The organism is Streptococcus pacificus (genome assembly GCF_016481305.1).
GTDB classification, from domain to species: Bacteria; Bacillota; Bacilli; order Lactobacillales; family Streptococcaceae; genus Streptococcus; species Streptococcus pacificus.
In genome coordinates this window covers 450,067-476,436 of record NZ_JAENBO010000001.1, presented here as the reverse complement: position 1 = coordinate 476,436, position 26,370 = coordinate 450,067, and the positions used below count along the sequence as shown (strand labels likewise).

Below are 26,370 nucleotides of genomic sequence, written 5' to 3'. Positions count from 1 at the left end.
TGAATGATTTTAAAAAAATCACTGAAATCTTCAAGGTTTTTTGTTAAAATAGAGTTATCATAAAAAGGAGCAAAACAATAATGACACAACGATATGCTGATAAGCAACTCAAACTTTTTTCTCTCACATCTAATACTGAAATAGCTGAAAAAATTGCAGAAGCTGCTGGAATCCCACTTGGTAAGCTGTCTTCAAAACAATTTTCAGATGGGGAAATAATGATAAATATTGAAGAGAGTGTTCGTGGTGATGATATTTTCATCATCCAATCAACTAGCTACCCTGTGAATGATCACCTCTGGGAATTATTAATCATGGTTGATGCATGTAAACGCGCAAGTGCTCATTCTGTTAATGTTGTTATCCCTTATTTTGGTTATTCAAGACAAGACAGAATTGCTGCAGCAAGAGAGCCTATCACTGCTAAATTAGTTGCCAATATGCTTGTAAAAGCTGGAGTCGACCGTGTTTTAACATTAGATCTTCATGCTTCACAGGTTCAGGGTTTCTTTGATATTCCAGTTGATAATCTTCTTACCATTCCATTATTTGCTAAAAGTTATGTTGATAAAGGATTGATTGGTGAAAATGTCGTTGTTGTCAGTCCAAAAAATTCAGGAATAAAACGTGCCCGTAGTCTTGCTGAAATTTTATATTCTCCTTTAGCAATTATTGATTATTCTATGGATGATAGCGAACGAGAAGAAGGTTACATCATTGGTGAAGTAGCTGGTAAAAAAGCTATTTTAGTGGATGATATTTTGAACACCGGCAAGACATTTGCTGAAGCCGCTAAAATTCTTGAACGTGGTGGTGTTACTGAGATTTATGCAGTAGCTAGTCACGGCTTATTTGCAGGCGGTGCTGCTGATATCTTAGAAGCTGCACCAATTAAAGAAATCATTATTACAGACTCTGTTTGCTCAAATGTTCGTATTCCTAAAAATGCTCACTATATTTCAGCAAGTGAATTAATTGCGGATGCTATTATTCGTATCCATGAAAAACAACCACTCAGCCCATTGTTTGCTTACCATGCTGAGAATAAAGAAGGTTAATAATGCCCTATTTTGATAATGCATCAACTACTTTTTTAACACCATCAGTCATTGAAGAGATGACCAAGGTGATGAATTCTTCACCTGCTAATCCCTCTAGTATTCACCAATATGGTAGAAAAAGCAATCAACTCTTAAGAGAAGGTAAGGAAAAAATTGCTAAGCTTTTAAAAGTTGATACTAGAGATCTTATTTTGACTTCTGGTGCAACCGAAAGTAATAACACAGCCATCAAAGGCTATGCGCTAGCAAACGAGAATAAAGGTAAGCATCTCATTACTACTAGCGTTGAACATCACTCTGTTTTTGATGTTATGGGTTACTTAGAAAAAAATTATGGCTTTGAAGTAACATACTTATCACCGATTGATGGAACAATCAGTGCTAGCCAAGTAAAAGAAGCTTTAAGAGATGACACCATACTAGTTAGCATTATGCATACCAATAACGAAACGGGTCATCAATTTCCAATAAAGGCTATTGGTGAACTCTTAAAAAATCACCAAGCGGTTTTTCATGTTGATGCCGTACAGGCAATGGGAAAGGTGCCAGTTTACCCTAATGAACTTGGTATTGATTTAATGTCGTTATCAGCTCATAAATTTCATGGTCCTACAGGTATTGGTATTCTTTATTCAAAACCTTTACATCTGACAAAACTACTTCATGGTGGCGATCAAGAAGATAAAAAAAGAGCCGGTACTGAAAATCTCGTTGGTTTAATGGGAATGGCGCAAGCGTTAGATGATAGTTTATCGCATCAAAAAGAAAACTATGACCACGTCACATCCTTGAGAAACCTTTTCTTAGAACAATTAAGTAATGTTGATTACTATCTCAACAGTCCCATAGATGGACTTGCTTATATTGTTAATATTGGTTTTCCTAACGTCAATAACTCTATTTTATTAACTCAACTTGACTTAGCAGGTTTTGCTGTCTCAACTGGTTCTGCTTGTACAGCTGGGAATATAGAACCAAGTCATGTACTTGCAGCCTTTTATGGTAAAGACTCTGAAAAATTAAAAGAATCCATTAGAATCAGTTTTTCTGAATTCAATACTACTGATGAAGTGATTCAACTAACAACAAAAATAAAAGAAATAATAGGTAAATAAAATGGCATTTGAAAAAGAAGTTTATTTAAAAGATAGTCAATATGGCTATAGAATTAGTCCAAATATCAAAAAATACACACTACGCGATACTACTTTTATTCAAAATAAGGTTGGTAATTACGAACTCAATCGTTTACTTGAAAAAGTTCCTAACTCTAAAGAGGGATTCCCACTTAAAATAACAATTAATTCTGACTTAACTGGGTTTAAGTTAACGATTACGGATAAATCTGGCTTACGCCATGTTAATATCTTTAAATCTGATGATCATAAAATCTTACAGGATAAATTCTATTTCTTAATGAATAGTTTAGTAGAACGTGACATTTTTGAAAAAATTGAAAAGTAAAAAGAAGCCTTTCAGGGCTTCTTTTTATAAAATATTTAGAAAATTAAGGTTTATTTGTTGCATTTTTCACAACCTTTTTTTACAATAGACTTATGAAGATTGAAAGAGAGTGTTATAATGGCTTCTGATAAAATGATTCCTAACGCAACAGCAAAACGGTTATCTCTATACTATCGTATTTTTAAACGTTTTAACGCTGATAATATAAAAAAAGCAAACTCAAAACAAATCGCTGAAGCAATTGGTATTGACTCTGCTACTGTTAGAAGAGACTTCTCTTACTTTGGCGAACTAGGACGTCGTGGCTTTGGTTATGATGTTCAAAAACTAATGAATTTTTTTGCTGATATTTTAAATGACAATGCCATTACCAATGTACTTTTAGTTGGCGTTGGAAAACTTGGTGGTGCCCTTTTAAATTATCGCTTTCATGAACGTAATAAAATGAAAATTGCAATGGCATTTGATGTCAAGGAAAATGAGTTGGTAGGAACGACTACTTCTGATGGCATTCCCATTTATGATATTTCTGATATCAAAAAATATCTCAAAAAAACCAATATTGAAACTGCGATTTTAACTGTTCCCAGCAATAAAGCTCAAGAGGTAGCTGAAATCTTAGTTGATGCTGGAATCAGAGGAATTTTAAGTTTTTCACCTGTCAACCTAACCTTGCCAAAAAACGTTGTCTCACAATATGTTGATTTAACAAGTGAGCTTCAAACACTATTATACTTTATGAATCATAACGAAGACTAATTCTAAACAGTAGAGCCTCTCTACTGTTTTTAGTTTAAAACAAATCATCTTCCTCTCTAAAACTATAATAGTTTGTTTGCCCAACAATAATATGATCTAGAAAGACAATCCCTAAATCCTCACATGTTCTCTTTATCTTATCAGTAAATAATTTATCATTTTCACTAGGATAGCATGAATTTGATGGATGGTTATGGACAACAATTAAAGAGGTCGCCATAGCCTTACAGGCATAATGAAGAATTTCTCTAGGCTCAGCGAGTGAACGTCTGACAGTGCCAATAAAAATTGTTTTTTGTTCAATAATACGATTTTGGGTATCAAGGTAAATAGCCCTTAATTCTTCTTGTCTTTTATCACCCAACTCAAGCATCATTTGTCTGGCTAACTTTTCACTGCTAAGCAACTGATCTGTTTTTTTTATCTCAGCTTCTTTAATTCTAGTTGCAAATTCAATCATGGCTTTAATTTCAATAGAACGAATATTGCCTATCCCAAATATTGTTTGAAGTTCCTGCAAGGAGAGATGCTTAAAGGCACCAATGGTTTCTACTTTTGTTAGAATAGAGTTTGCCATATTTAGAACTGACTCTTTTTTGTTTCCAGTCCTTAGAATAATGGCAAGTAGTTCCTGGTTGCTTAAACTTTCAGCTCCTTCTACAACTAAACGCTCTCTTGGCAAAATGGCTTCTTTTTCAAATCTTATCTTATACATAAATCACCTCTACTATATTATTCGTTATAGACATTAAAAACCTTATCCAATGGATAAGGTTTTTTTAGTTAACCATTTATGAGGTTTGTTCCTTAGCTTCAACTACTTTAGCCAAAGCTTTTTTTGCTTGTTTTTTGGCAACATTATCTTTTATAATTTGATAAAGACTGGCTGACAATGGAACAGATAATAACATCCCTAAAACGCCATACAAGGATGCTCCTATGGCAATTGATAACAATACCCACATGGAAGGAAGGCCAATAGAGCCGCCAACGACCCTTGGATAAATCACATTGCCCTCAAATTGTTGTAAAATAACAACAAAAATCAGAAAGACTAGCGCTTGGGATAAGGATTGTGTCATAATCAAAATAGCACCAATAGTCACCCCGATATAAGGACCAACGACAGGAATAATGGCTGTAAAGGCAATTAAAATCCCAATTGTCGCTGAATATGGTAAACCAAGAATCATCATTCCTATAGTTGATAAACTACCAAGAATCATCGCTTCTAACGTTTGACTAACAAAGAAACTGTGAAACCGTTTGTTCAAAATATCTGTGAGGTAATGAATTTTCTCTTCATATTTCTCCAAATAAGTCGAAACGAGTAGGTTAAATTGATACTTAAGTTTTTCTTTATTCCCTAAAACGTAAATGGAGAATACTAGACTAACAAAAACGGACAATAAAGTCGATGCAATTGATGTGACCGAAGATAAAACACCTGTTAAAACAGATAAGAATTGCTCTAAAACTTGTTTGCTGTACTGGCTAATCAACTGACTAAGTTCAGTTTCGGTTCCAAATAATGTCAAGACTCGAGAAACCATTTCGTTATTTTGCAAATCATCAATAATTCTTTGAATATCTGACGGATTAATTGATAGTAAGGATTTTAAACTTGAAATCAGATCTGGTAAAACGATAGTAAAAATAAGAGTTGCTACAATAATAAAAGTAGCATAAGCTAAAAGCATAGCCAATGATTTTTTAACTTTCTCATGCTTTTTAGGTGGAAAAATCATCGAAAACAATCTTTCATAGGCAGTCATTACAATATTGACAACAAAAGCCACTGCTGCTCCCATCAAAAAAGGTGTCGCTGCTTGATAAAGAGTTCTTAAAATGCCTTCACCTGTTGACCAATAGGTCATAATGGCATAGCAAAGCGCAAACGTTAAAATAACATAGTAAAAATAAATTTTATTTAATTTCATTTGTTCTCCTTAAACAATGAGTGGTAAAAACAAAACTTTCTATCGTTCTAGTATTTGTGTTTCAATGACTCTAAACACACCATTGTCGTCATTACTAGGAGCAATAAAATGGCCGCTGTCTTTCACATCTTGTGGGGCATTTGCCATGGCATATGAATATTTTGCAAGTTTTAACATCTCAATATCATTAGGAGCGTCGCCAAAAGCCATCACTTCTTCTGGCTTGATATGCCATTTTTTCATAAATTGCTCGATTCCCCAAGCTTTGTGAATTCCTTTAGGTGTGACATCTACAGCACCATAACCACTGGTTACTGCAGTTAAGGGGCCTTTAAAGTTACGGTTGAAAGATGAAATGATTTCATTTTCATGTTTAACCGGAATTGCCATATTAATTTTCAAAAAAGGTTCGTTTGGTAACTCTGAAAATGATTTAAGCAATTTTATCCGACTTAAAAACTTATCAAGTTGTTCTTTTTCGATGGCTGCTCTTGAAAAATCAAATGTTGCACCTTCAAGAACATATGACGATTCGGCAGTAGAAATCATCACGCGGTAATCAACTAATTTATCATGGTAAAAGTCTAAAAAATCACAAACAAGATCATCTGAAATACCTTTACGAGAAAATGTTTTTCCATTTTCTAACAAGTGCGACCCATTTTCAGCAACAAAACTTAAATCATCAAAAAGGCCATCAAACATCAGAGAAAGACGTCCTATATTATTACCAGTTGCCACCAAAAATTTGATGTCTTTTTCTTTGAGTGAATTTAACATCTTTTCAAATCGAGAACGATCATAACTACCTTTGTTATCTAACAAGGTCCCATCCATATCACAAGCAATTAGCTTTACAGCCATTTAAAAACTACATCCTTTCAAAACAATCATCGTAAGATGATTTTCTTTCACTGTATTATACCATAATTACACAAAAATAGTGATGCAAGAAAAAGCACCACTCATTCATTAATCACTATTACTACTCAATAAAACTTATAAATCAAGATAACTTTTACTTTCAGATGAAACAGTCTCGCAAACTTTTCGAGACCATTCCCCTTTAATGGAGGCATCAAACTGACTATTAATGAATTCCAATTGTTCTTTCGAATCAATACCAACCGCTTTAATTTTTTTATCAACGTCTATTTCATTTAGTTTTAATAGTTCAAATTATCATTCCTAGAAAATGATAAATTTATTATCTGTTACAATATCATACAAAACAACATGAAAACTTAATCTAGTTTAATATAAAGTATCTTCAATGATCACTTTATATATTTCAATTTTACTGGTAATTCAGTTAAAGTACCAATAGTTGTTTTATCTATAAAATCTATTGGTGAATAGTGTGATGTTCGAAGATTATTATTAGATTTGGTTAGTGAAAAATCCATATTATATTTATTATTTACACAAAGAGTAATCCACCAAGTACCCGTCATTGAATTTTTTTCAAAATCAACTACTTCAATTTCTTCAATGTCACTACCATCTGCTAAATCAAAATTATTAATAAGATATAAAGCAACTCGTTCTTCTTGTTCTTTCTTCCAATTATCTTCTTCTATTTTACTGTTATTTAGACTAAAAGTCATAAATATTCCACCGACTAAGATCATTGGTATAAGGACAAAAAGCAATTTCTTTTTCAAAATAGTCTCCAATTCTTATAGCAAGTCAGTTTGATTGATCAACTCTGCAAGGACTTGATAGCCTTTATCTGACAGATGAAGGCCATCCTTTGTATAATCAACAGTTAATTGTCCTTCATTATCTAAAAAAGCGTTATGAGTTCGTAAAAGTGTCACCTGATCAAATTGATGAGTCAAGTCTTCATAAGCACTATTTAAACTAGCAATTGTCTGATTATCTCTCATGCCGAATCTACTTAAATCAAATTGTGCTGTATTAACAGGTAGAATTTCTAGCAAAACAATCGCCACATGAGGATACTCTTTTTTAATTTTATCGATGATTTTTTGAAGGTTTTGAATCGTTTTTTCTTTTGGTATTGAAAGTCCAATGTCATTGGTACCAATCAAGATAAAGACTGTTTTTAGTTGGTCACCAAAAACATGAGTGTCTAAGTACTCGAGTAAAATTTCTGAAGTATAGGCAGAAATCCCTCTATTAGCTAAGACTTTTGCTGTTTTGAAATAGTCTTCCAACTTGAAAAATTCTACAATAGAGTCTCCTATAAAGATAATCTCAGGAAACCTTAAAGTGCATCTATTTTCGATTTGATAGGCTTGTCTTTTATCGTTTTGAATTTTAAAGTAATAACGCATCATTTTTTCGTTTGACATTATTAATTCCCCTCCCAGATAAATACTTCCTTATAAAAATCAGTTTGGAATACTTACCCTATTATACCATAAGATATTTTTAATAAGATTAGCTTTTAAAACTTGCTGAAAGATTAGAAAAGAACTACAATAATATTAGAAAAGAGTTGAACTAAAAGGAGGTTAATATGACATTATATCAAGAATTAATAACTAAACTAGACAGCTTAAAATTACCCTATGATATTGTTTCTCATGAACCTGCTTTAACCACAGAACAAGCAGACTCTTTCATTGAAGGAATTGAAGGTGTTCGAACAAAAACACTCTTTTTGACCAATAAGAAAAAAACTGCTTTTTATCTAGTGGTCATGGATGATCAAAAACGCTTAAATTTAGATCATTTTAAAGAAATCATTCAAGAAAAAAGAATTAAATTAGCTTCTGAGCAACTCATTGATGAAAAAACGTCATTAGAACCAGGCGTTGTTTCTCCTTTTGGCTTACTATTTAATAAGGAGCATGATATTCGTGTTTATTTTGATCGTGAGATTATGTCTGAAAAAATAATGAGCTTTCACCCAACTATTAATACCAAAACACTTTTCATTGCTACTAAGGATTTACTCACTTTTATAGAACATTTAGGAAATCCTGTCGAGATTATTGATTTGTAACTTGAAAATATATCAAAAGGCCACCACAAAAAGTGGCGGCCTTTTTAATTGACTCTTATTTATAAGAATGAGGAGATTTTTTATCTTTGTACCACAAGAAAGAAATCATGCTAATTGATAAGGCTGAAACTGCTATTCCAGTTTTTAAACCTTTAGGTGAATAATGCATCTCAATGGTATGTTTTCCTGAGGTGATAGGAAATGATAAAAGACTGTTCCAAGCTTTTGTTGTTTCAACTTTTTTACCATCAACAGTAACGTTCCAATCTGAACTATAAGGAATACTTGTCATCATGACATCACTATTATCAGTAATATCAACAAATCCTTTAATGGTTGTATTTGTCCATTCAGTAACAGTCATACTTTGTTTTAATCTGTCGGCAAGTATTTTTTCAATTTCAACATTATTAGCCCTTACTAGGCCAGCATTTTCAATATAAACCTCATCGTCAGAAAAACGCATTTCAAGAACAGTCTCTTGTCCTTCAGTATTATGAGTTAATTGCCATAATTGCTTTTGAGAATATGACTTTTGATTAGTTAGCCACTTATTATTTAATAAAATTGAAAGATTGTCACGTTTTGTTTCCAAGCCTGAAGGAGTTAGGAAATAATAAGTAAATGAGCTCTTTGGAATAATTTTAAATCTAATAATTCCTAGTTGATTTTTGTCAATACGATTGTAAACGGGTTGCCCGTTTGGACCATCTACTTTTTCCATATTTTCAATTTCAATATCTGAAAAGCTAAATTGTTCAAAATAGTTTGTATCGGTACCTGCCATTGATTTTAAAATAATATTTTGGTTGGCAATAGGATTGTTTAATCCAAATAAAATACTTTGAGTGACACTATTTGTGCCAAAGGCAACTGAAAAAACATTAGGGTTTTCGTAGACAAGGTAGCGGTCATTTTCATCAATTTTGTGATAGTAACTGGTTAAATCAAAACGACTAGAATTCTTATTGAAAAACATTTTTTCAGGATGCTCGTCTATTTCTTCTTGCGTATGATCTTTTACATCAACATAGTATCTGACTGCAAATAAAGCATCGGTTAATAGTGTCCCGTTAGTATATTGTGTCGAGGCGTTAACCCCTATGTCACCTAAGTAAGAAAAGAGATCCATGGTTGAGCGCTCCAAGCTGGAACTAAAGCTGCTTAAGCCAGGATAGGAGACCAGACTTGGTGTTGTTCTTGAATAGGAAAATGTTGTTCCAATTCGATAAAAACCAACCTTACTTTCTTTTTGAATTTTGTCTGTTACTTCTTTTACCGATATAGTGGCATCGGTAAATTTATCTGCATCAGCATAGTAAAGCGTATATTGTGATAAATAGGCATTAAGACCTAGTTCAAAGATTGTCACACCATAGATAAGTGTCCAAAGCAAACGACTTGGGCCAAAATAATATAGAAGTAACACAAGAATCCAGGTAAATAGTGTCAAGACTACTTGTGTCAGTAGAAAGCCCTTAAGTAGTAAAAAATACTCCGCTGGAATCGTTAATGCTACTATTATTATCAAAATGATGCGCTGTAAAGCAGAATATTCTTTTTTAAGCCAAATAAAATAGCTACTTATTAAAGGGATAAGAGTTAGTAAAAATATTACTAGCCTAGGATTTTCGGCAACAAAACTAGTGATAGCCTTAACCTGCTTAAGTGCAATATAAGTATAAGATTGACTCACTACATAGATAACGCTAGCTAAAGCGATAACAAGTGCTAAAATCAATTCTTTTGTGCTAATTTTTACACCGGTTTTTAATACTTTATAAGTAATTAGAATAATAAAGAATGAAAAAATCCAAGAAAAGCGATAGAAAAAGCCAGCTGGATTTTGGCCCATGTGCCAAATTTTACTCGTGAATTCATTTACAAATGAGATAAGGAAAATGCTAACAACAAGTCCTGTAGCAATTTTCTGATAAAGATGGTCTTTGACGTGTCTAAAGTAAAAGAAAAAACTAATCAAGGATAGGGCCCCAACGTAAATGTTTGGAAGGCTCGGACCTTTTGACCATGAATTATCATCAAAACCACCAACAAACAGCTTTGATAAGATGTCGAGAGGATTAATTTGAAAATCCCAACTAAATAATAAGGCGCCTCCTATCGCTCCTTTACTTTCTAATAGATTTAAGAAAATAGGATATAAAAGCACAAAAACACTTCCAATTGCTAAAATGGAATAAAAAGCTGTCTTAAATAATGGCAGAAAGAAAGCGATTAACCTGTTTCGTAAAGTCTCTTTAGTAGCTAGTTTAGGAGATAAATAGTAACAAGCATATAAAACCACAAATAAACAGATCATATAGCCCATATAGAACTGTAAAAACATGGTTAAGGCTAAGGTTAGTATATAGCCAAATGGCCTTTTACCATCTAAAGTTTCTTCCAGTGTCAAAATAACTAAAGGAAGCATGAACATGGCATCATAAAATAGCACATTCATCTGATATGACACTAACATGCCTGAAAGGGCATATGATAGTGATAAAAGTGGGACCAGCCAAGCTTTCTTTTGCAAGCCCTTATACCTTTTAATTAAAAGATGACTAAAACTCAAGGAAATAGCGCCATATCTTAAAAGGATCGTTAAAAAAACAGCCCATTTAAATTGAGACAAGGGTAATAAAATATAAAAAATATTAAATGGACTAATGAGATAGTATCCTAGAATACCAATCATCGGTCCTCCGATAGATTTGGTGAACGAGTAGAAAAATGCAGACCAATCTCCCGTTAGGATTGTTTCTTTTAAGAAACCGTAAAAACTAATGTATTGTTGACCGAAATCAACTGCCATCAAGGTTTTCTTACCAAACGGAAAAGCCCCCATAAAGAACCAGACAATAAGCATCACCAAAATTGGTAGTATAGCACTTGAAAGGTAGGTGATTGTTTTTTTATGCTTTTGAATCAAGGGTTGATACTCTTGATATACTTTTTTGAGAAAACTCTTTTGATGAGTCGTTTGATTCATTGCTTATTCCTTCTTTATTTCTTCAATATTAGTTTCACTAATAATATAATGTGGTCTTTTTTTCACTTCATAATATATTTTTCCAATGTATTCGCCTAAAATACCAATAGAAATTAGTTGAACACCGCTAAAGAGAATAATGGCTGCAATCGTTGTGAAATAACCACTTACAGCTGTGTCTGGATGTTGGATGTATCTAAATAATTCAAATAAAAGATATAAAATGGCTAAAAAAATGCTAAATAAGCCAAATTGAATTGAAATTCTTAAGGGTTTATCATTAAATGAAATAATACCCTGGATGGCATAATTAAGAGATTTTCGAAAGCCAAACTTACTTTTTCCTTCTTCTCTGACCTGATTTTGATAGGGAATGATTTTTTCTTTAAAGCCAATCCATTCATAAAGTCCTTTATTAAAGCGATTATACTCTGGTAAAGAAATAAATTTTTGATAAGCTCTTCTACTCAACAATCTTAATTCTGACTTACCATCTGTTAGATGCACATCCATGAGACGGTTTGAAACCATATAAAATAGTTTGGCAAAAATACTGCCAAAAAGAGCTTCTCCTTGACGGTCTCTTTGCCCACTCACAATATCGTAGCCTTCTTTATAAGCAGCAACAAATAATGGTATTAGACTTGGTGGATGCTGTAAATCACCATCCATGACCATAGCGGCATCTCCTGTTGCATATTGAAACCCAGATAGAATACCACCCTCACGACCAAAATTACGGCTAAAACGGATAAATTTTACCTTATCATCAGTATCTGCAATAGTTTTCATTAGCGAAAAGGTAGTGTCTGTGCTACCGTCATCAATATAAATTAATTCATAATCATCAATAGCCGTATTGACCATTTCTTTTAATTGGTCTGACATGGCTTGATGAGTTTTTTTTATCATTTTTTCTTCATTATAGAAAGTAATAATGACTGATAATTTCATGTTTTTCTCCAGTAAGTTGTCGCTCTTATTTAGTCTTTTAACAGTTAACTATTCATTATTTTATCATATTTTGGCTGTCATTTCTATGATTGCAAGAGGTTAAGCAGCGAAAAGCTCACAAAAAAATAGTCTATTGCAGACTATTTTTATTTGCGATACATTTTAAATTGTAAATATAAATCGTTGTATATGCCAAGCCATTTTTGGCCCAAATTATCATAAACCTCTAAGTGGTCAATTGTTTCAGAACTTGGATAAAAGGACTCATTGTTTCTAACCTCTTCATCTAAAAGAGCTTTAGCGTTTAGGTTTGGCGTAGCATAACCAATGTAATCGGCATTTTGAGCAGCGTTTTCAGGTTCTAACATAAAATTAATAAAAGCATAAGCTGCCTCTTCATGTTCCACTGAAGCAGGAATGACAATGTTATCAAACCAAATATTTGACCCTTCACTGGGTACAATATAGCGAAGGTTTTCATTGGCATCCAACATTTCGCTCGCTTCTCCTGAAAAAGTGATACCAATAGCTGCGTCTTCTTGAATGAGGTAACCTTTCATCTCATCGCCAACAATAGCTTTGATATTGGGAGTCAATTCATTTAATTTTTCAACAACTTGATTGAGTTCGCCCATATCTTTGGTATTTAAACTATAAGAGAAGGTATTTAGACCAAAGCCAATCACTTCACGGGCGCCATCAACAAGCATAATATCATTTTGATATTCCTTGCGCCATAAGTCTTCCCAGTGTTTTGGTTCTTCTTCTACCATTTTGACATTATAAACAATACCAACTGTTCCCCAGAAATAGGGAATAGAATATTTATTTTTGGGGTCAAAACTTTTATCTAAAAACTCATCACCGACATTTTCAAATCCTGTTATTTTTGACTTATCAAGCTCTACAATAAGGTCTTCTTTAATCATCTTATCAATCATGTAATCACTTGGAATAGCAATATCATAAGAAGTGCCACCTTGTTTAATCTTAGTGTACATGGCTTCATTAGAATCAAAAGTCTCATACTCAACTTTAATACCAGTCTCATCTGTAAATTTTTCTAGTAGGTCTGGATCAACGTAGTCACCCCAATTATAAATCACTAGCTTATTGTCATTTTGGCTTCCACCGGATTCATGCTTCATAATAAGAGAAAGGCCTAAGAGAATCCCAATAATAACCACGATGCCAGTTAAAAAAACATAAAGTCTACGCATGGTCTTCCCCCTTTTCTTGTGAAATCATATAATATCCGATGACTAGTAAAATGCTAAACAAAAAGACAATGGTTGATAGAGCATTGATTTCTAGGGAAATTCCTCTTCTTGCTCGTGAATAAATTTCTACAGATAAAGTAGAAAAATTATTACCAGTGACAAAGAAAGTAACAGCAAAATCATCTAACGAATAAGTAAATGCCATAAAATAGCCTGCTATAATGGCTGGTGTTAGATAGGGAAACATCACTTCTTTCATCATTTGAAATTTTGTTGCCCCCAAATCATAAGCGGCATTAACCATATCTTGATTCATCTCTTTAAGTCTCGGTAACGTCATTAGAACAACGATTGGAATAGAAAAAGCAACGTGACTAAGTAATACCGACGTCATGCTAAGGTTGAAACCAAGATAGGTGAATAGAATTAAGAAACTAGCCCCTATCATCACATCTGGAGCAACCATTAAGACATTGTTAAGTGATAAAAAGCGATTCTGATGTTTTAAGCGCAGTTGATAGATCATAATTGAGCCGAACGTTCCAATAACTGTTGCAATCAAGGCGCTTAGAAATGCTAGTAAGAAAGTATCAACCAAAATAATCATTAAACGCTGATCTGAGAACATAGTGGCATAGTGTTCAAGTGTAAACCCTTCAAACCCATTCATATCTCCACCATTATTGAATGAGTAGAATATAAGATAAACAATAGGAAGATATAACACTAAAAAGACAAAGAATAAATAAAGATTTGCAAATTTTTTCATTTTTGTCTCTCCTTTGTCACCCACATCGTTGCTAACATGGCTATGATAAGAACAACACCGATGGTTGACCCCATTCCCCAGTTGTCAGTAGTCAGAAAATGTTGTTCTATAGCTGTACCAAGTGTTATGACTCTGTTACCACCAATAAGACGTGTCAGCATAAACAGGCTTAAACTTGGAATAAAAACAGCCTGAATACCACTTCTAACACCACTCATCGAAAGCGGGAAAACGACTTGTCTAAATGATTGAACGCTACTTGCTCCTAAGTCTTTACTTGCATTAACAAGATTAGGGTCAATGTCATCCAAAGCATTAAAAATTGGTAGAATCATAAAAGGTAGTTCAATATAACTAGCCACAAAAATAAATGAAAAATCAGTAAATAAAATCTGTTGGGGACCAACACCAATAAAGGTTAGAAAACTATTAATCCCACCATGTTGACCAAAAATTCCCATAAATGCATAAGCTTTTAATAGAAGGTTAATCCAGGTCGGCAATACAATCAACATTAACCAAAGTTGTTTGTGTTTTAGTTTTGTTAACAAATAAGCTGTTGGATAGCTAATTAAGAAAGTAATCAGAGTAATAACACCTGCATAAAATAAAGAATTAAGACTCATTTTAAGATAAGTGCCATTTGAAAAAAATGTTTGGTAATTTGCTAGGGTTAATTGTCCTTCACTGTTAAAAAAAGAGCGATAAACAATGAGAATAACTGGTGCAATGACAAATAACACAATCCAAAGAAGATAAGGAACAGAGAAAAAACTAGAGGTTTTCTTCATTTTTACCTCCTTCAATTGCCTTAATGAGTCCTTCTTCAACATCTTCAGCTTCTACATATTCTTCAATACGAGCATCAAACTCTTCTTCAGTTTCATTGAGACGCATGATGTGAATATCTTCCGGAGTGAAGTTTAAACCAATGATTTCCCCTTCGATAGCCTTTCTGGTCGAGTGAATCATCCATTCGTTATCAAGTTCATCATAGGCAATAATCTCATAATGAACACCACGAAATAGTTGAGTATCAACTTTAACTTGCAATTTACCTTCTTCAGGTAGAGTGATTTGCAAGTCTTCAGGGCGAATAACGACTTCAACAGGTTCATTAGGTCTCATACCACCATCAACAGCTTCAAACCGCTTACCATTAAACTCAACCAAATAGTCCTCAACCATAATACCAGGAATAATGTTTGATTCACCAATAAAAGTTGCGACAAAGTGATTAATTGGCTCATCATAAATATCAACCGGTGTTCCTGATTGAATAATCTCACCATCATTCATTACAAAAATCCAATCACTCATCGCAAGAGCTTCCTCTTGATCATGAGTGACAAAGACAAAAGTGATGCCCAAACGTTGTTGTAGTTCACGTAGTTCATACTGCATTTCAGTACGAAGCTTCAAATCAAGCGCTGATAAAGGTTCATCTAAAAGAACTACTTTTGGCTCATTAATAATAGCTCTTGCAATTGCAACACGTTGTCTTTGACCACCAGATAGTTTTTTTATTGAACGATTTTCAAATCCTTCTAACCGAACCATCTTTAGAACTTCTAAAACACGTTTTTTAATCTCATCTTTTTCGACTTTTTTGACCTTTAAAGGAAAGGCCACATTATCAAAAACTGACATGTGAGGGAACAAAGCGTAATTTTGAAACACGGTATGAACATTCCTTTTATTAGTTGGAACATCATTAATACGCTCACCATCTAAATAAACATCTCCACTAGTGGCATCAAGTAAACCTGCAATAATATTCAAAATGGTTGATTTACCACTTCCTGATGCGCCTAATAAGGTGTAGAATTTGCCTTCCTCAAGTTCAAAATTGATATTTTTTAAAACTTGAGTTTGGCTGTCTTCGAATGTTTTACTAACATTTTTGAATTCTATAATTGAATGAGTCAACGGTCATAAATCCTCCATAATTTTTTCTTTTTCCCCGATAATTCGTACCTCGGGTTCTAATGTAACACCAGAGTTATCTTTTACATGATCGATAACATAGTGAATTAAATCTTCATAGTCTTTTGCGGTCCCCTCTGAAACGTTAACCATAAAACCAGCATGTTTCTTACTAACTTCAACACCGCCTATACGATGACCTTTCAAACCAGCTTCCATGATTAATTGACCGGCATAATAACCTGGTGGTCTTTTAAAAACAGAGCCACAAGATGGGTATTCCAAAGGTTGTTTTAACTGACGAAGGTGGGTTAAACGTTTCATTTCATTGTCAATTTGATTGAAATCGCCAGGAGCTAGGGCAAACTTAGCAGAAACAACAATATAGCCATTTTGTTGAATCACTGAAGAACGATAGCCAAAATTTAAATCAGATGCCTGAATCGTTTTTTTGTCGCCCTCTTTTGTTAAGACCTTAACTGATAGTAAAATATGAGCGATTTCACCACCATAGGCGCCGGCATTCATAAAGACAGCACCACCAACGCTTCCTGGAATACCACAAGCAAATTCAAATCCTGTCAAACTATGAAATTTGGCAATTTTAGTCGTTTCAATAAGGTTCGCTCCCGCTTCTGCTTCAATCACGTAACCACTAACAGTCACAAGATTTAAACGGTCAAACATAATCACAAACCCACGAATACCACCATCTCGAACAATGATATTGCTAGCATTACCCAAGACTTGGTAAGGAATGGAATGAGTATTTGCGAAGCGAACAATTTTTTCTAGCTCTATTTGGTTTCTTGGAAATGCTAAATAATCAGCTTCTCCACCAACTTTAGTATAGGTATATTTTTTTAGAGGTTCGTCAAACCGAATATCGATACCCTTTAAAGCTTCTTGTATTTTTTGTTTCATAATGATCTCTTTTTCGTTTTGTTAATTGTAAATGTTACTAACTATCATTATATCAGACTTTAATCTCTTTGACGATAGGTGACATTTTGAGTTTTAAGGGTTAAATCTCTAAATCATCATTTCCAGTCATTAAAAAATGTCTAACTTGCGAGATAAAATAGAGTGAACCGGTAATAACAAACAAATCATCTTCTTTTGCCGATTTTACTCTCTCTAACCAAGTTTGATAATCTTTGACTCTTTGATAGTTAGAAGGGTAGTCATCAAGAGCTATGGCATTGTAAAATTTAAAACTTGTGACAGTAATATCTTCAAAAACAGACAGTTGTTTAAGCATACTGTCAACTGGTTTTGTATCAATCGCAGCAAACAAGACGTGAATTTTTCTATCCTGATAGCTTTCCTTAAGGACAGAAATGAGTGCAGAAACACTTTCATTGTTATGAGCACCATCAATTAGAATAGACTTACCTACTACTTCTGTTCTTCCAGCCCAACGGCTATTTTTTAAACTCTCTTTAATGCCTGATTCATTAATTTTTAAATAATGATCTTTTAATAATAAAGAAGACATAATGGCCAAACTAGCATTATAAACCTGATGTTGACCACTCATAGCTAGTGAAATCGATGTGATTTCTTGATTTTTCCACGAAAAGTCAAAGGAAGTACTGGTACCAAAAGCCTTAAAGTCTTTGTTTAACTCGTAAACAGGGCTATTTGTTTCTTTTGCTTTTTGATAAAAAACAGTTTTAACTTCAGGTAATTCTGAGGCGAAAATAAAAGGTACCTTATCTTTTAAAACTCCCACCTTGTGTTGCGCAATTTCTTGGTAACTTTGACCTAAAATGTTTTGATGATCTAAGCCTATTGAAGTGGCAATAACTGCTAAAGGGTTAAATACATTAGTTGAATCATGTAATCCTCCAAGTCCTGCTTCAATGATTGCAATATCAACAGGATTAATTTTGCCAAAATAAAGAAACATTAAAACAGTGATAACTTCAAATTCAGTTGCATTTTCAAGATCAGTTTCTTTAGGAAGTCGCTCAACGATTGGCTTAACAATAGTCACAAGTTTTAGAAAATCAGCTTCTGGAATCATTTGACCATTAATACTAATTCTCTCTCTAAAGTTTTCTAGGGCAGGTGAGACGAAGGTCCCCACCTTATAGCCAGCATCACTAAAAATATCTTTTAAATAGTTAACGGTTGACCCTTTGCCATTTGTTCCAACAACATGAATACCTTTCACAAAATTTTGAGGATTCCCAAGTTCATTTAAGACCCATTTCATCCTCTTAATACCTGGTTTAATACCAAATCTAAGTCTACCATGTATCCATGAAACAGCTTCATTATAATTCATTTTACTATCCTTGAATCTTTTATTTCTATTCATATAAGTATGATTAAGTAATCAGTCTTTTGATAAAAAAAGACTACTAAGGATTTTGTAACTTAGTAATCTTGTTTACTGATGTAAGCAAAGCTTAATCATTTATTAGAATTTCTTACGTTTACGAGCTGCTTCTGATTTACGTTTACGCTTAACAGAAGGTTTTTCATAGAATTCACGTTTACGTGATTCTTGAAGAGTACCAGCTTTAGTAACAGAACGTTTGAAACGACGAAGAGCATCGTCAAGTGATTCATTCTTACGCACTACTGTTTTTGACATTATTTTCACTCCCCTCAATTTCAAAGTAACATTTTCACGTTCTTAGTCATTATACTTGAAATCCTTAGACTGGTCAAGCTTTTTATGGTAGATTTTTAGTTTTTTGGTTAAAAAAATCAATAATTTAAAACTGAGTCTTAAGATTAATATTTTATTGATTTTTAAAACCCATCAATTAGTCATTGACAGGTTTTATTATTATTTAATCACTTTTTGTGTTTTAGCGTATTTTGCTTCAACTGCTTCTTTTTCAGCTTTCCACCAATCTTCGTTATCAGTGTACCATTTTATCGTTTCTTCGAGACCTTGGCTAAAGTTAGTAAATTCTGGTGTCCAGCCAAGTTCTTCACGTAATTTTGTTGAATCAATGGCATAACGTAAGTCGTGCCCTGCTCGGTCAGTGACATGGTCATAGGCATCTTTAGGTTGTCCCATCTTTTCAAGAATTAATTCCAAGACTTCCTTATTATTTTTTTCACCATCAGCACCAATCAAGTAAGTCTCACCGATACGACCTTTGGTTAAAATAGCCCAAACACCAGTTGAGTGATCATTGGTATGAATCCAATCACGAACATTTTTTCCTTCACCGTATAATTTAGGCTTGATACCACTTAAGATATTAGTAATTTGACGTGGAATAAATTTTTCGATGTGTTGGTAAGGACCATAGTTATTTGAACAGTTTGAAATGGTGGCCTTAACACCAAAAGAGCGAACCCATGCCTTAACAATCAAATCAGATGCCGCTTTGGTTGATGAATACGGTGAACTTGGATTGTAGTTGGTTTCAGCTGTGAATTTTTCACCTGGCCCTTCTCCATGACCTGGTAAGTCTTCGCGAAGTGGCAAATCACCATAAACTTCATCTGTTGAAACATGATGGAAACGAATATCATATTTACGAGCTGCTTCAAGAAGAGTGTAAGTACCAATAAAGTTTGTATAAACAAATGGACTTGGGTCATTAAGTGAATTGTCATTGTGGCTTTCAGCTGCATAGTGAACAATAGCATCCGCCTTACTAGCTAGTTTATCGACCAATTCCTTATCTGAAATATCACCCACAACCAACTCGACACGATCGCCAAGGATTGACTTAATATTGTTCTCGTTACCTGCATAGGTTAATTTATCTAAAACGGTAACGTGAACATCTGGATGATTGTTATAAACATAGTGAACAAAGTTTGAGCCGATAAATCCTGCGCCCCCCGTCACAATGATATTTTTGAATTCTGACATGTTTTTAAATTCTCCTTAGTAATTTCAATACTATTGTAAATCTTCTTTTTTCAAAGGCTTAACATCCTTTAGCATCGGATGATTTTTATCAGCCTCAGATACTTCAGCTTCTTCTAAATTCTCCCATGAAATAGCAAGACTAGGATCAGCATAGTTAACAAAAGCATATTTTGGTTTTAGTTCTAGTGCCCAGTAGTCATTGACTAAATAACTGTATGAAACTGTCTCAGATAAAACTTGAAAACCATTGGCAACACCACGTGGAACAAAGATCCCTTTTGAAGCATCAATGACTGTTTGATAAACATGACCAAACGTGTCACCTTCACGAAGATCAACCCATGTGCCTAAAACTTTACCATCGTCAGCCACAGAAATATACTTATCCCAAGGTTCAGCATGTAAGCCACGAAGAACATGTTTTCTTGAAAAAGAGACATTGTTTTGTAATTTTCCGTATTTGAAAAAGCTTTCTGGGAAACCAAGTGGTAGCATTTTTTCCTTTTGAAAATTCTCTTTAAACCAGCCTCGATTATCACCATGGACAGGGATATCAAACTCAATGAGGCCCGGAATACTGTCTATTTTTTTTGCTGATAAGGTTTTACCAAAAAAATCTTCTGACATTAAGCTTCTCCAATCAAACGTAGTAAGTATTTACCATACTCATTTTTCTTAAGCGGTTGCGCAAGTGCACGGACTTGTTCTTTTGAAATGTAACCCATACGGTAAGCAATTTCTTCTAGGTTAGCCACTTGAACATTTTGTAGACGTTGTACCGTTTCAATATATTGAGCAGCCTCTAGGAGACTCTCATGGGTCCCAGTATCCAACCAAGCAAAGCCACGGCCCATAAGTTCTACAGATAAATCACCACGTTCAAGATAAGCCTTATTAACATCAGTAATTTCTAGCTCGCCTCTTTCAGATGGTTTAATCCCTTTAGCAATCTCAACAACATCATTATCGTAGAAATAAAGGCCTGTCACAGCATAATTAGATCTAGGTTTTTCAGGTTTTTCTTCAATAGAAATTGCATTCATCTCATTATCAAATTCAACAACACCAAATCTTTCTGGGTCCTTGACCTGATAACCAAAAACAGTTGCACCATTTTCTTTTGCCGCTGCTCTTTGAAGCATTTTTGTTAAACCAGCGCCGTGATAGATATTGTCACCTAAGATTAGAGCAACATTATCATCGCCAATAAAGTCTTCACCAATAATAAAGGCCTGTGCTAGTCCATCTGGACTTGGTTGAACAGCATATGATAGTGAAATACCAAATTCTGAGCCATCACCTAGTAATTCTTCAAATCGAGGAAGATCAACAGGTGTTGAAATAATGAGAATTTCTTTTATACCAGCTAGCATTAGGGTAGATAGCGGATAATAAATCATAGGTTTGTCGTAGATTGGCATGAGTTGCTTTGAAGCAGCTCTTGTTAGTGGATACAAACGTGTCCCAGATCCGCCTGCTAAGATAATACCTTTCATAATAGACTCCTTTGTCGTTTATTCATCCTATATTCTATCATTTTTTATGCATTGTGTCATCAGCTTTCTGTTTTTGAATGTAATTTGCAATAGGATAGTCAGTCGCTTTCAAGGCCAAGGGGTTATCAAGAACTAACTGAACCAATTGATAGGCAATTAAAGGACCTGTTGTCAAACCTGATGATCCAAGCCCACTTGCAGCATAAACATTTGGCAACATTGGGACTTGGCCAAAAAAGGGAGAATAATCACTAGTATAGGCTCTTGTCCCAACTCTTGTGTGAATGGCATCAGCTTGTTCTAACGCAGTAAAGTACGGGAGAGCTTCTTTTTCAATAGCGTCAAGAATACTTTTATCTTCTGATAAATCATAGCCCATTTCGTTTTCATGGCTGGCCCCAACGCTAACTTTATCGTCGGAAAATGGAATAATATCAGCTTCACCTTCTGGCATTAAGACAGGATAATGATTGAAAACATTTTTTGAAAAATAATAATCTTTTAGTTGTCCTTTTTGAGGTCTAACATCAACCTGATACCCAAGCGGTTCAAGAATAGAAGGTAACCAAGCCCCACTAGCTAAAATAACCTTGTCAAATACCATACCATCAATGAGGTATTGATGATTGTCTGTTTTCTTCAAACCGACTTTTTTTCGAATAAGAGTCAGCTGACTAATTGATTGAAGTCTTTTGACCAGTTTATCGCCATCAACTCTTGCAGCTCCTGAAGCAAATAACGTTCTTTCAAATCCAGATAAATTAGGGTAGTTGTCTTTTAGAGACTCATAGGATTTTAAGGCTATTTCCCCAATTAAGGGCGCTTCTTGTTTTCGAGTCTTAGCCAATTCAAAAAGTTCCTCAAGTTTTTCTTCTTTTTTCTTAAATAAAAAGACTCCTGATTGTTGATAGAAGTCGTTTTCAAAACCATCATTTTCAAGGTCTTTTAGTAATTTTTGGTAAAAGTCTGCCCCCAGACGTGCCATTTTGTACCAAGCTTTATTGCGTCTTTTAGAAAACCAAGGACTAATAATACCAGCTGCAGCCTTTGTTGCTTGACCATTGCCATCGTCAAATAAAACAACGGTCATATCTTTTTCTTTAGCGAGATAGTAGGCAGCTGTTGAGCCGACTATCCCTCCACCAATAATAGCAATTTTCATAGTTAACTCCTAGAGATGATAAAACGGATTAGTATTGGCTTGACTTTCAATAAAATCTACTGCCCAATCGTTTTCTTTCTTCCAAGCTTCAAATTTTTCATGTAATTTTTTAACAAACAAGACTTCTATATGATGTCCAGGATCAATGGCTAAAAGACCTTCCGTTAACATTTCTTGAGCTGTGTGATAGTAGATATCACCTGTAATATAAACTTGTGCCCCTTTAGCGATGGCTTCTTGATAGAAATTTTGGGCACTTCCACCGCAAATGGCCACACGTGAAATCATCTGATTATCATGATCATAACTGACTAAACGCACACTATCCAAGTCAAAAACATGAGATACTTTTCTAGCTAAGTCTTCAAAAGAGATTGGCGTAATTTCACCGACGCGTCCAATCCCATAGCCCTCTTTAGTCTCACTTAGATAGCTAGTATCATGAATATCTAACAACTCACAAAACCAATCATTTAAGCCATCTTCAACAACATCAATATTAGTGTGACTGACATACACAGCAATATCATGTTTAATCAAATCAAGATAGATGTTATTTTTAGGGCTGGCAATTAAATTGGTTAAGGGTTTAAAAATTGGCGCATGTTTAACAATCAATAGGTCGACCTTTTTTTCGATGGCTTCAGCAACAGTTGTTTCTCTAACGTCAAGAGCTATCATTACTTTAGAAACTTCTTTGTCTAAACGACCAATCTGTAGACCAGAAATATCACCTTCAAGGGACAATTCTTGTGGGCAAAATACTTCATAGCGATTAATAATGGCTTTAGCTTTCATCCAATATCTCCTTAATCATTTCAATTTTTTTAGAGAGTTGCTCTCTTTCACTTTGATAGCTTTGAGGAATTTGATCAAGAGCAAGTAACAACTTTCTTTGCTCTTTTTGCCATTTTTTCTTAAAAATAGGCGATTTTTCGAGAGAAAGAAAAGGGCCAAATTGTTTTTCTTGTTCGTTTAAATGTGAATGACCTGGTCTAGCTACCATAATTTCATAAATTTTACCATTTTCTTCAATAATCTTCTCAGCAATAATTGTGAATTGATGATTAACCAACCAATTTCTCAATTCCTCTTCACGATTGTTTGGTTGTAAGATTAATTGTGTGATAGAAGCCAGTTTTTCTTTACCATTTTCTAGAATGCTAGAAATTAAACGACCTCCCATGCCACAAATAGTAATAACTGACACTTGTTCAGTAATCTCAAGAGCATCTAAACCATTAGCCAATTTAACGCTTATAAAACCTTCTAAATGATTGGCTTTAACATTTGACAAAGCTGATTCAAAGGGACCTTGAACCACTTCACCAGCAATAGCACTTCTTATTTTTTGCTGCTGGATAAGGTAAATAGGTAAGTAAGCATGATCACTTCCAACATCAAGAAGCTTGCTACCTACAGGTACCAAGCTTGCGACTTCTTTTAAGCGTTTTGAGAGATTAATTTCTTCCATAAGTTTCCTTATAATACTTGCAATATTGTTGAACAGGACAGATGTCACATTTAGGGTTTTTAGCAAGACAATGATAGCGACCAAAAAAGATTAAGCGATGGTGAGTAACAATCCAATCTTTTTTTGGAACTTTTTTCATCAAGTCTTGCTCAATTTCTACAACATCTGCTGTAGGAGACGAAATATTCAATCTTTTAGCGATTCTTGCGACATGGGTGTCAACAGCAATGGCAGGTATTTTGTATATTTCAGCCAGAGTAACATTAGCTGTTTTTCGACCAACACCAGGTAAGCTTTCTAATTCTTTGTGTGTTTTAGGAAGCTTTCCATCAAACTTTTCTAAAACCAGCTGAGCAGTTTTAACAATATTTTTTGCTTTTGTTTTGTATAAACCTATATGTTTGATATAACTTTCAACTTCAGTAATATCTGCCTGTGCTAAATCAGTAATCTCAGGGTAACGTTCCCATAAATTTGGAGTTACCTTATTAACAGCTTTATCAGTTGTTTGTGCAGACAAGATGACTGCTACTAATAATTGAAAAGGGGTATTATAGGTTAGTTCACCATGAGCATTGGGAAAAAGCTCACCAATAATGGCTAAAACTTTCTTTAAGCGTTCTCTACCAATTCTCATTAATCACTCCATAAATTTAAAGCAGTTTTAAAATCATCTGAAATGGCAACATTTTTAGGGTCTGCTTCTTCTCTTGCTCTTCTTTTTTCTTCTACTTGACGAAGAGTGGTTATTCCTTCTCTACGCCAATTTCTAAGAATAGCTTGAATGTATTTCCAATTGGTTTTGCCGTTAAACACTGCCTCTTTTAAAGCAGCAAGAATAATCTCAGGATCAGTCTTGTCTTCATTGACCAATTTGGTTAAATCTTCTAATTCAAAAGGACTAAGCATACGACCAAGTTCTTTTTCAAAACTCTCAACTAGTGGTTTGATAATGTTAGTCGGTTCTTGGCTATCTGATTCAAGCAAAGAAACATCTTGTGTTTGAAAGAGCTCGTCTAGTTTCTTTAAAGCCGGACTAGCATCAAAAATAATTTCACTATCTCCAGCAAGTTCAATCGTTCTAATCTCTAATAGTTCAGCATTTTTTAAACTGGAAATAGAACGATTGACATCAAGAACGGTTTTACCAATAGCTTTAGCGATATGACTTGGAGCAATTTCTTCAATTTTTGATGTATTTTGCAGATAGAAAAATTGCCAGACTAAATAATCATCAACATTTTCAAAAATCTCATGAAAATGAAATAATAACTCACTTGGTAGCACCAATGTACCAGAATCAAAGGCTTTTGAAAAACTCATGACAACACAATCCTTTACTTTTAAGCAAACAACTTCTTTTTCAGTGATTAAAAATGCATCAATACTTTATAATCGTAATCACCAATGGCTTGACGTCCTTTTAATTCGTCTAATTCAATCAAAAAGGCGCACCCTGCAACAACACCACCCATTTTTTCAACGAGTTCGATGGTAGCTTTAACAGTACCACCAGTGGCTAATAAGTCATCCACAATTAAAACTCTTTGTCCTGGTTTAATAGCGTCAGCATGCATGGTTAAAGTATCAATACCATATTCTTTTTCGTAGTCAGCTGAAATGACTTCACGAGGTAATTTGCCAGGTTTACGAACTGGTGCAAAACCAATACCAAGTTCAAAAGCAACTGGACAACCAACAATGAAACCACGCGCTTCTGGCCCAACAATCATGTCAATTTTTTTGTCAGTAGCGTACTGAACAATGTCGCGAATAGCATAGCTATAAGCATTGCCATCAGCCATTAAGGGACTAATATCTCTAAATTCAATACCTTCTTTTGGGTAATCTTTAATTGTTGCAATATAATCTTTTAAATTCATTTTAAATCTTTCTAGGGCAGTTGCCAAAAAATAGTTTACGCTATATTATACCACGAAATGCGTAAATGGTAAATTTAGCAAGTTATAAAAAAATATCTTTGCTTTCAAGGTTTTTTAAACACTCGTCAAGATAAGTCGCATCATGCTCAGGATAAATGGGATGACTTAGTGCCACTTCATCTAAGCTATCATAAGATGGGACGTTTTTTCCTCTATATAATGGATCACACCAAAGAAGATCAGGCTTATAGCCTCTTTTTTGCATCTCTGTCATAATCAACTGATGGTATTGAAACAATTTATAAGGACTGTGAGTAAAGACATAGTTTACTGTTGCGTGTTTCTTTCCCCAACCAGCACCTCTTAGTGCTGCGCATTCCCTATGTTGACCTAAGAGTTGTTGCCTTGGTAGTTTAGCAATTAATGCTTCGTGCCATAGTCTCATG

29 protein-coding genes are annotated in these 26,370 nt (G+C 34.2%); 5 read left to right on the top strand and 24 right to left on the bottom strand.

What is annotated here, in order from left to right; genetic code table 11:
* The first annotated feature begins 80 nt into the window (after positions 1 to 80).
* The 4 genes from JHK62_RS02165 (at position 81) to JHK62_RS02150 (ending at position 3,284) form a co-directional block, all read left to right on the top strand.
* Positions 81 to 1,058, top strand: coding sequence for a ribose-phosphate diphosphokinase (locus tag JHK62_RS02165; protein ID WP_199575036.1), 978 nt, complete (start codon positions 81 to 83; stop codon positions 1,056 to 1,058).
* Positions 1,059 to 1,060: 2 nt separating this feature from the next.
* A complete protein-coding gene (locus JHK62_RS02160; protein WP_199575035.1) occupies positions 1,061 to 2,176 on the top strand; it encodes a cysteine desulfurase family protein in 1,116 nt (371 codons plus the stop codon).
* A gap of 1 nt (position 2,177) precedes the next feature.
* The gene (locus JHK62_RS02155; protein ID WP_199575034.1) at positions 2,178 to 2,525 is read left to right on the top strand and encodes a DUF1831 domain-containing protein; all 348 of its coding nucleotides are present in this window, start codon (positions 2,178 to 2,180) and stop codon (positions 2,523 to 2,525) included.
* 117 nt (positions 2,526 to 2,642) lie between these two features.
* Complete coding sequence (locus JHK62_RS02150; protein ID WP_199575033.1) at positions 2,643 to 3,284, top strand: redox-sensing transcriptional repressor Rex; 642 nt, start codon at positions 2,643 to 2,645, stop codon at positions 3,282 to 3,284.
* Between the two features lie 34 nt (positions 3,285 to 3,318).
* Here JHK62_RS02150 and radC read toward each other — a convergent pair whose 3' ends face one another.
* The 5 genes from radC to JHK62_RS02125 all read right to left on the bottom strand — a co-directional run bounded on the left by radC (position 3,319) and on the right by JHK62_RS02125 (position 7,542).
* Positions 3,319 to 3,999 carry a RadC family protein gene (radC, locus tag JHK62_RS02145; protein WP_199575032.1) on the bottom strand — a complete coding sequence of 227 codons (681 nt, stop codon included), beginning with the start codon at positions 3,997 to 3,999 and terminating at the stop codon, positions 3,319 to 3,321.
* A 76-nt stretch (positions 4,000 to 4,075) separates the two neighbouring features.
* Positions 4,076 to 5,224 (bottom strand): AI-2E family transporter, encoded by a 1,149-nt coding sequence (locus JHK62_RS02140; RefSeq protein WP_199575031.1) that lies wholly within the window; start codon positions 5,222 to 5,224, stop codon positions 4,076 to 4,078.
* Positions 5,225 to 5,263: 39 nt separating this feature from the next.
* Positions 5,264 to 6,088: a Cof-type HAD-IIB family hydrolase gene (locus JHK62_RS02135; RefSeq protein ID WP_199575030.1), complete on the bottom strand. Its 825-nt coding sequence runs from the start codon at positions 6,086 to 6,088 to the stop codon at positions 5,264 to 5,266.
* A 413-nt stretch (positions 6,089 to 6,501) separates the two neighbouring features.
* Positions 6,502 to 6,888, bottom strand: a complete 387-nt coding sequence (locus JHK62_RS02130) for a hypothetical protein (protein WP_246447862.1) — start codon at positions 6,886 to 6,888, stop codon at positions 6,502 to 6,504.
* 15 nt (positions 6,889 to 6,903) lie between these two features.
* Entirely contained in the window at positions 6,904 to 7,542 is a 639-nt protein-coding gene (locus JHK62_RS02125; protein WP_199575029.1) for a GDSL-type esterase/lipase family protein, read from the bottom strand.
* Between the two features lie 167 nt (positions 7,543 to 7,709).
* Between JHK62_RS02125 and JHK62_RS02120 the strand changes: the two genes are divergently transcribed.
* The gene (locus JHK62_RS02120; RefSeq protein WP_199575028.1) at positions 7,710 to 8,198 is read left to right on the top strand and encodes a prolyl-tRNA synthetase associated domain-containing protein; all 489 of its coding nucleotides are present in this window, start codon (positions 7,710 to 7,712) and stop codon (positions 8,196 to 8,198) included.
* Between the two features lie 55 nt (positions 8,199 to 8,253).
* Here the strand turns inward: JHK62_RS02120 and pgfM1 are convergent, their stop codons facing one another.
* From pgfM1 to JHK62_RS02025, 19 genes are all read right to left on the bottom strand, one after another.
* The gene (gene pgfM1 / locus JHK62_RS02115) at positions 8,254 to 11,190 is read right to left on the bottom strand and encodes a glycosyltransferase PgfM1 (protein ID WP_199575027.1); all 2,937 of its coding nucleotides are present in this window, start codon (positions 11,188 to 11,190) and stop codon (positions 8,254 to 8,256) included.
* Positions 11,191 to 11,193: 3 nt separating this feature from the next.
* Positions 11,194 to 12,144: a glycosyltransferase PgfS gene (gene pgfS / locus JHK62_RS02110; RefSeq protein ID WP_199575026.1), complete on the bottom strand. Its 951-nt coding sequence runs from the start codon at positions 12,142 to 12,144 to the stop codon at positions 11,194 to 11,196.
* Between the two features lie 146 nt (positions 12,145 to 12,290).
* On the bottom strand, positions 12,291 to 13,364 hold the full coding sequence (locus JHK62_RS02105) for an ABC transporter substrate-binding protein (protein WP_199575025.1): 1,074 nt from the start codon (positions 13,362 to 13,364) through the stop codon (positions 12,291 to 12,293).
* Positions 13,357 to 14,133, bottom strand: a complete 777-nt coding sequence (locus tag JHK62_RS02100) for an ABC transporter permease (protein WP_199575024.1) — start codon at positions 14,131 to 14,133, stop codon at positions 13,357 to 13,359. The genes JHK62_RS02105 and JHK62_RS02100 overlap by 8 nt, the downstream gene beginning before the upstream one ends.
* The gene (locus tag JHK62_RS02095; RefSeq protein ID WP_199575023.1) at positions 14,130 to 14,924 is read right to left on the bottom strand and encodes an ABC transporter permease; all 795 of its coding nucleotides are present in this window, start codon (positions 14,922 to 14,924) and stop codon (positions 14,130 to 14,132) included. The genes JHK62_RS02100 and JHK62_RS02095 overlap by 4 nt, the downstream gene beginning before the upstream one ends.
* Entirely contained in the window at positions 14,908 to 16,062 is a 1,155-nt protein-coding gene (locus JHK62_RS02090) for an ABC transporter ATP-binding protein (RefSeq protein WP_199575022.1), read from the bottom strand. The genes JHK62_RS02095 and JHK62_RS02090 overlap by 17 nt, the downstream gene beginning before the upstream one ends.
* A 3-nt stretch (positions 16,063 to 16,065) precedes the next feature.
* Positions 16,066 to 16,983, bottom strand: coding sequence for a UDP-N-acetylmuramate dehydrogenase (murB, locus tag JHK62_RS02085; RefSeq protein ID WP_199575021.1), 918 nt, complete (start codon positions 16,981 to 16,983; stop codon positions 16,066 to 16,068).
* Positions 16,984 to 17,083: 100 nt separating this feature from the next.
* Positions 17,084 to 18,352, bottom strand: coding sequence for a bifunctional folylpolyglutamate synthase/dihydrofolate synthase (locus tag JHK62_RS02080; RefSeq protein ID WP_199575020.1), 1,269 nt, complete (start codon positions 18,350 to 18,352; stop codon positions 17,084 to 17,086).
* Positions 18,353 to 18,487: 135 nt separating this feature from the next.
* Positions 18,488 to 18,664: a 30S ribosomal protein S21 gene (gene rpsU / locus JHK62_RS02075; protein WP_000048058.1), complete on the bottom strand. Its 177-nt coding sequence runs from the start codon at positions 18,662 to 18,664 to the stop codon at positions 18,488 to 18,490.
* A 198-nt stretch (positions 18,665 to 18,862) separates the two neighbouring features.
* Positions 18,863 to 19,909, bottom strand: a complete 1,047-nt coding sequence (rfbB, locus tag JHK62_RS02070; protein WP_199575019.1) for a dTDP-glucose 4,6-dehydratase — start codon at positions 19,907 to 19,909, stop codon at positions 18,863 to 18,865.
* Positions 19,910 to 19,939: 30 nt separating this feature from the next.
* Complete coding sequence (locus tag JHK62_RS02065) at positions 19,940 to 20,536, bottom strand: dTDP-4-dehydrorhamnose 3,5-epimerase family protein (protein ID WP_199575018.1); 597 nt, start codon at positions 20,534 to 20,536, stop codon at positions 19,940 to 19,942.
* Positions 20,536 to 21,405: a glucose-1-phosphate thymidylyltransferase RfbA gene (rfbA, locus tag JHK62_RS02060; protein WP_199575017.1), complete on the bottom strand. Its 870-nt coding sequence runs from the start codon at positions 21,403 to 21,405 to the stop codon at positions 20,536 to 20,538. Before rfbA ends, JHK62_RS02065 begins: the two co-directional genes overlap by 1 nt.
* Positions 21,406 to 21,442: 37 nt before the next feature.
* Positions 21,443 to 22,567, bottom strand: a complete 1,125-nt coding sequence (locus JHK62_RS02055) for an NAD(P)/FAD-dependent oxidoreductase (RefSeq protein WP_199575016.1) — start codon at positions 22,565 to 22,567, stop codon at positions 21,443 to 21,445.
* Positions 22,568 to 22,576: 9 nt separating this feature from the next.
* Positions 22,577 to 23,365: a Nif3-like dinuclear metal center hexameric protein gene (locus JHK62_RS02050; protein WP_199575015.1), complete on the bottom strand. Its 789-nt coding sequence runs from the start codon at positions 23,363 to 23,365 to the stop codon at positions 22,577 to 22,579.
* Positions 23,355 to 24,041 (bottom strand): tRNA (adenine(22)-N(1))-methyltransferase, encoded by a 687-nt coding sequence (locus JHK62_RS02045; protein WP_199575014.1) that lies wholly within the window; start codon positions 24,039 to 24,041, stop codon positions 23,355 to 23,357. Before JHK62_RS02045 ends, JHK62_RS02050 begins: the two co-directional genes overlap by 11 nt.
* Positions 24,028 to 24,678: an endonuclease III gene (gene nth / locus JHK62_RS02040; protein ID WP_199575013.1), complete on the bottom strand. Its 651-nt coding sequence runs from the start codon at positions 24,676 to 24,678 to the stop codon at positions 24,028 to 24,030. Before nth ends, JHK62_RS02045 begins: the two co-directional genes overlap by 14 nt.
* On the bottom strand, positions 24,678 to 25,364 hold the full coding sequence (locus tag JHK62_RS02035) for a DnaD domain-containing protein (protein WP_199575012.1): 687 nt from the start codon (positions 25,362 to 25,364) through the stop codon (positions 24,678 to 24,680). The genes nth and JHK62_RS02035 overlap by 1 nt, the downstream gene beginning before the upstream one ends.
* 47 nt (positions 25,365 to 25,411) lie before the next feature.
* Positions 25,412 to 25,924, bottom strand: coding sequence for an adenine phosphoribosyltransferase (locus JHK62_RS02030; RefSeq protein WP_199575011.1), 513 nt, complete (start codon positions 25,922 to 25,924; stop codon positions 25,412 to 25,414).
* An 82-nt stretch (positions 25,925 to 26,006) separates the two neighbouring features.
* The gene (locus tag JHK62_RS02025) at positions 26,007 to 26,369 is read right to left on the bottom strand and encodes a TIGR02328 family protein (protein WP_199575010.1); all 363 of its coding nucleotides are present in this window, start codon (positions 26,367 to 26,369) and stop codon (positions 26,007 to 26,009) included.
* Position 26,370: the final 1 nt, after the last annotated feature.

Coding starts and splice junctions, on each gene's coding strand:
- JHK62_RS02165 (WP_199575036.1), top strand. CDS start 81: ATGACACAACGATATGCTGATAAGCAACTCAAACTTTTTTCTCTCACA.
- JHK62_RS02160 (WP_199575035.1), top strand. CDS start 1,061: ATGCCCTATTTTGATAATGCATCAACTACTTTTTTAACACCATCAGTC.
- JHK62_RS02155 (WP_199575034.1), top strand. CDS start 2,178: ATGGCATTTGAAAAAGAAGTTTATTTAAAAGATAGTCAATATGGCTAT.
- JHK62_RS02150 (WP_199575033.1), top strand. CDS start 2,643: ATGGCTTCTGATAAAATGATTCCTAACGCAACAGCAAAACGGTTATCT.
- radC (WP_199575032.1), bottom strand. CDS start 3,999: ATGTATAAGATAAGATTTGAAAAAGAAGCCATTTTGCCAAGAGAGCGT.
- JHK62_RS02140 (WP_199575031.1), bottom strand. CDS start 5,224: ATGAAATTAAATAAAATTTATTTTTACTATGTTATTTTAACGTTTGCG.
- JHK62_RS02135 (WP_199575030.1), bottom strand. CDS start 6,088: ATGGCTGTAAAGCTAATTGCTTGTGATATGGATGGGACCTTGTTAGAT.
- JHK62_RS02125 (WP_199575029.1), bottom strand. CDS start 7,542: ATGTCAAACGAAAAAATGATGCGTTATTACTTTAAAATTCAAAACGAT.
- JHK62_RS02120 (WP_199575028.1), top strand. CDS start 7,710: ATGACATTATATCAAGAATTAATAACTAAACTAGACAGCTTAAAATTA.
- pgfM1 (WP_199575027.1), bottom strand. CDS start 11,190: ATGAATCAAACGACTCATCAAAAGAGTTTTCTCAAAAAAGTATATCAA.
- pgfS (WP_199575026.1), bottom strand. CDS start 12,144: ATGAAATTATCAGTCATTATTACTTTCTATAATGAAGAAAAAATGATA.
- JHK62_RS02105 (WP_199575025.1), bottom strand. CDS start 13,364: ATGCGTAGACTTTATGTTTTTTTAACTGGCATCGTGGTTATTATTGGG.
- JHK62_RS02100 (WP_199575024.1), bottom strand. CDS start 14,133: ATGAAAAAATTTGCAAATCTTTATTTATTCTTTGTCTTTTTAGTGTTA.
- JHK62_RS02095 (WP_199575023.1), bottom strand. CDS start 14,924: ATGAAGAAAACCTCTAGTTTTTTCTCTGTTCCTTATCTTCTTTGGATT.
- murB (WP_199575021.1), bottom strand. CDS start 16,983: ATGAAACAAAAAATACAAGAAGCTTTAAAGGGTATCGATATTCGGTTT.
- JHK62_RS02080 (WP_199575020.1), bottom strand. CDS start 18,352: ATGAATTATAATGAAGCTGTTTCATGGATACATGGTAGACTTAGATTT.
- rpsU (WP_000048058.1), bottom strand. CDS start 18,664: ATGTCAAAAACAGTAGTGCGTAAGAATGAATCACTTGACGATGCTCTT.
- rfbB (WP_199575019.1), bottom strand. CDS start 19,909: ATGTCAGAATTCAAAAATATCATTGTGACGGGGGGCGCAGGATTTATC.
- JHK62_RS02065 (WP_199575018.1), bottom strand. CDS start 20,536: ATGTCAGAAGATTTTTTTGGTAAAACCTTATCAGCAAAAAAAATAGAC.
- rfbA (WP_199575017.1), bottom strand. CDS start 21,405: ATGAAAGGTATTATCTTAGCAGGCGGATCTGGGACACGTTTGTATCCA.
- JHK62_RS02055 (WP_199575016.1), bottom strand. CDS start 22,567: ATGAAAATTGCTATTATTGGTGGAGGGATAGTCGGCTCAACAGCTGCC.
- JHK62_RS02050 (WP_199575015.1), bottom strand. CDS start 23,365: ATGAAAGCTAAAGCCATTATTAATCGCTATGAAGTATTTTGCCCACAA.
- JHK62_RS02045 (WP_199575014.1), bottom strand. CDS start 24,041: ATGGAAGAAATTAATCTCTCAAAACGCTTAAAAGAAGTCGCAAGCTTG.
- nth (WP_199575013.1), bottom strand. CDS start 24,678: ATGAGAATTGGTAGAGAACGCTTAAAGAAAGTTTTAGCCATTATTGGT.
- JHK62_RS02035 (WP_199575012.1), bottom strand. CDS start 25,364: ATGAGTTTTTCAAAAGCCTTTGATTCTGGTACATTGGTGCTACCAAGT.
- JHK62_RS02030 (WP_199575011.1), bottom strand. CDS start 25,924: ATGAATTTAAAAGATTATATTGCAACAATTAAAGATTACCCAAAAGAA.
- JHK62_RS02025 (WP_199575010.1), bottom strand. CDS start 26,369: ATGAGACTATGGCACGAAGCATTAATTGCTAAACTACCAAGGCAACAA.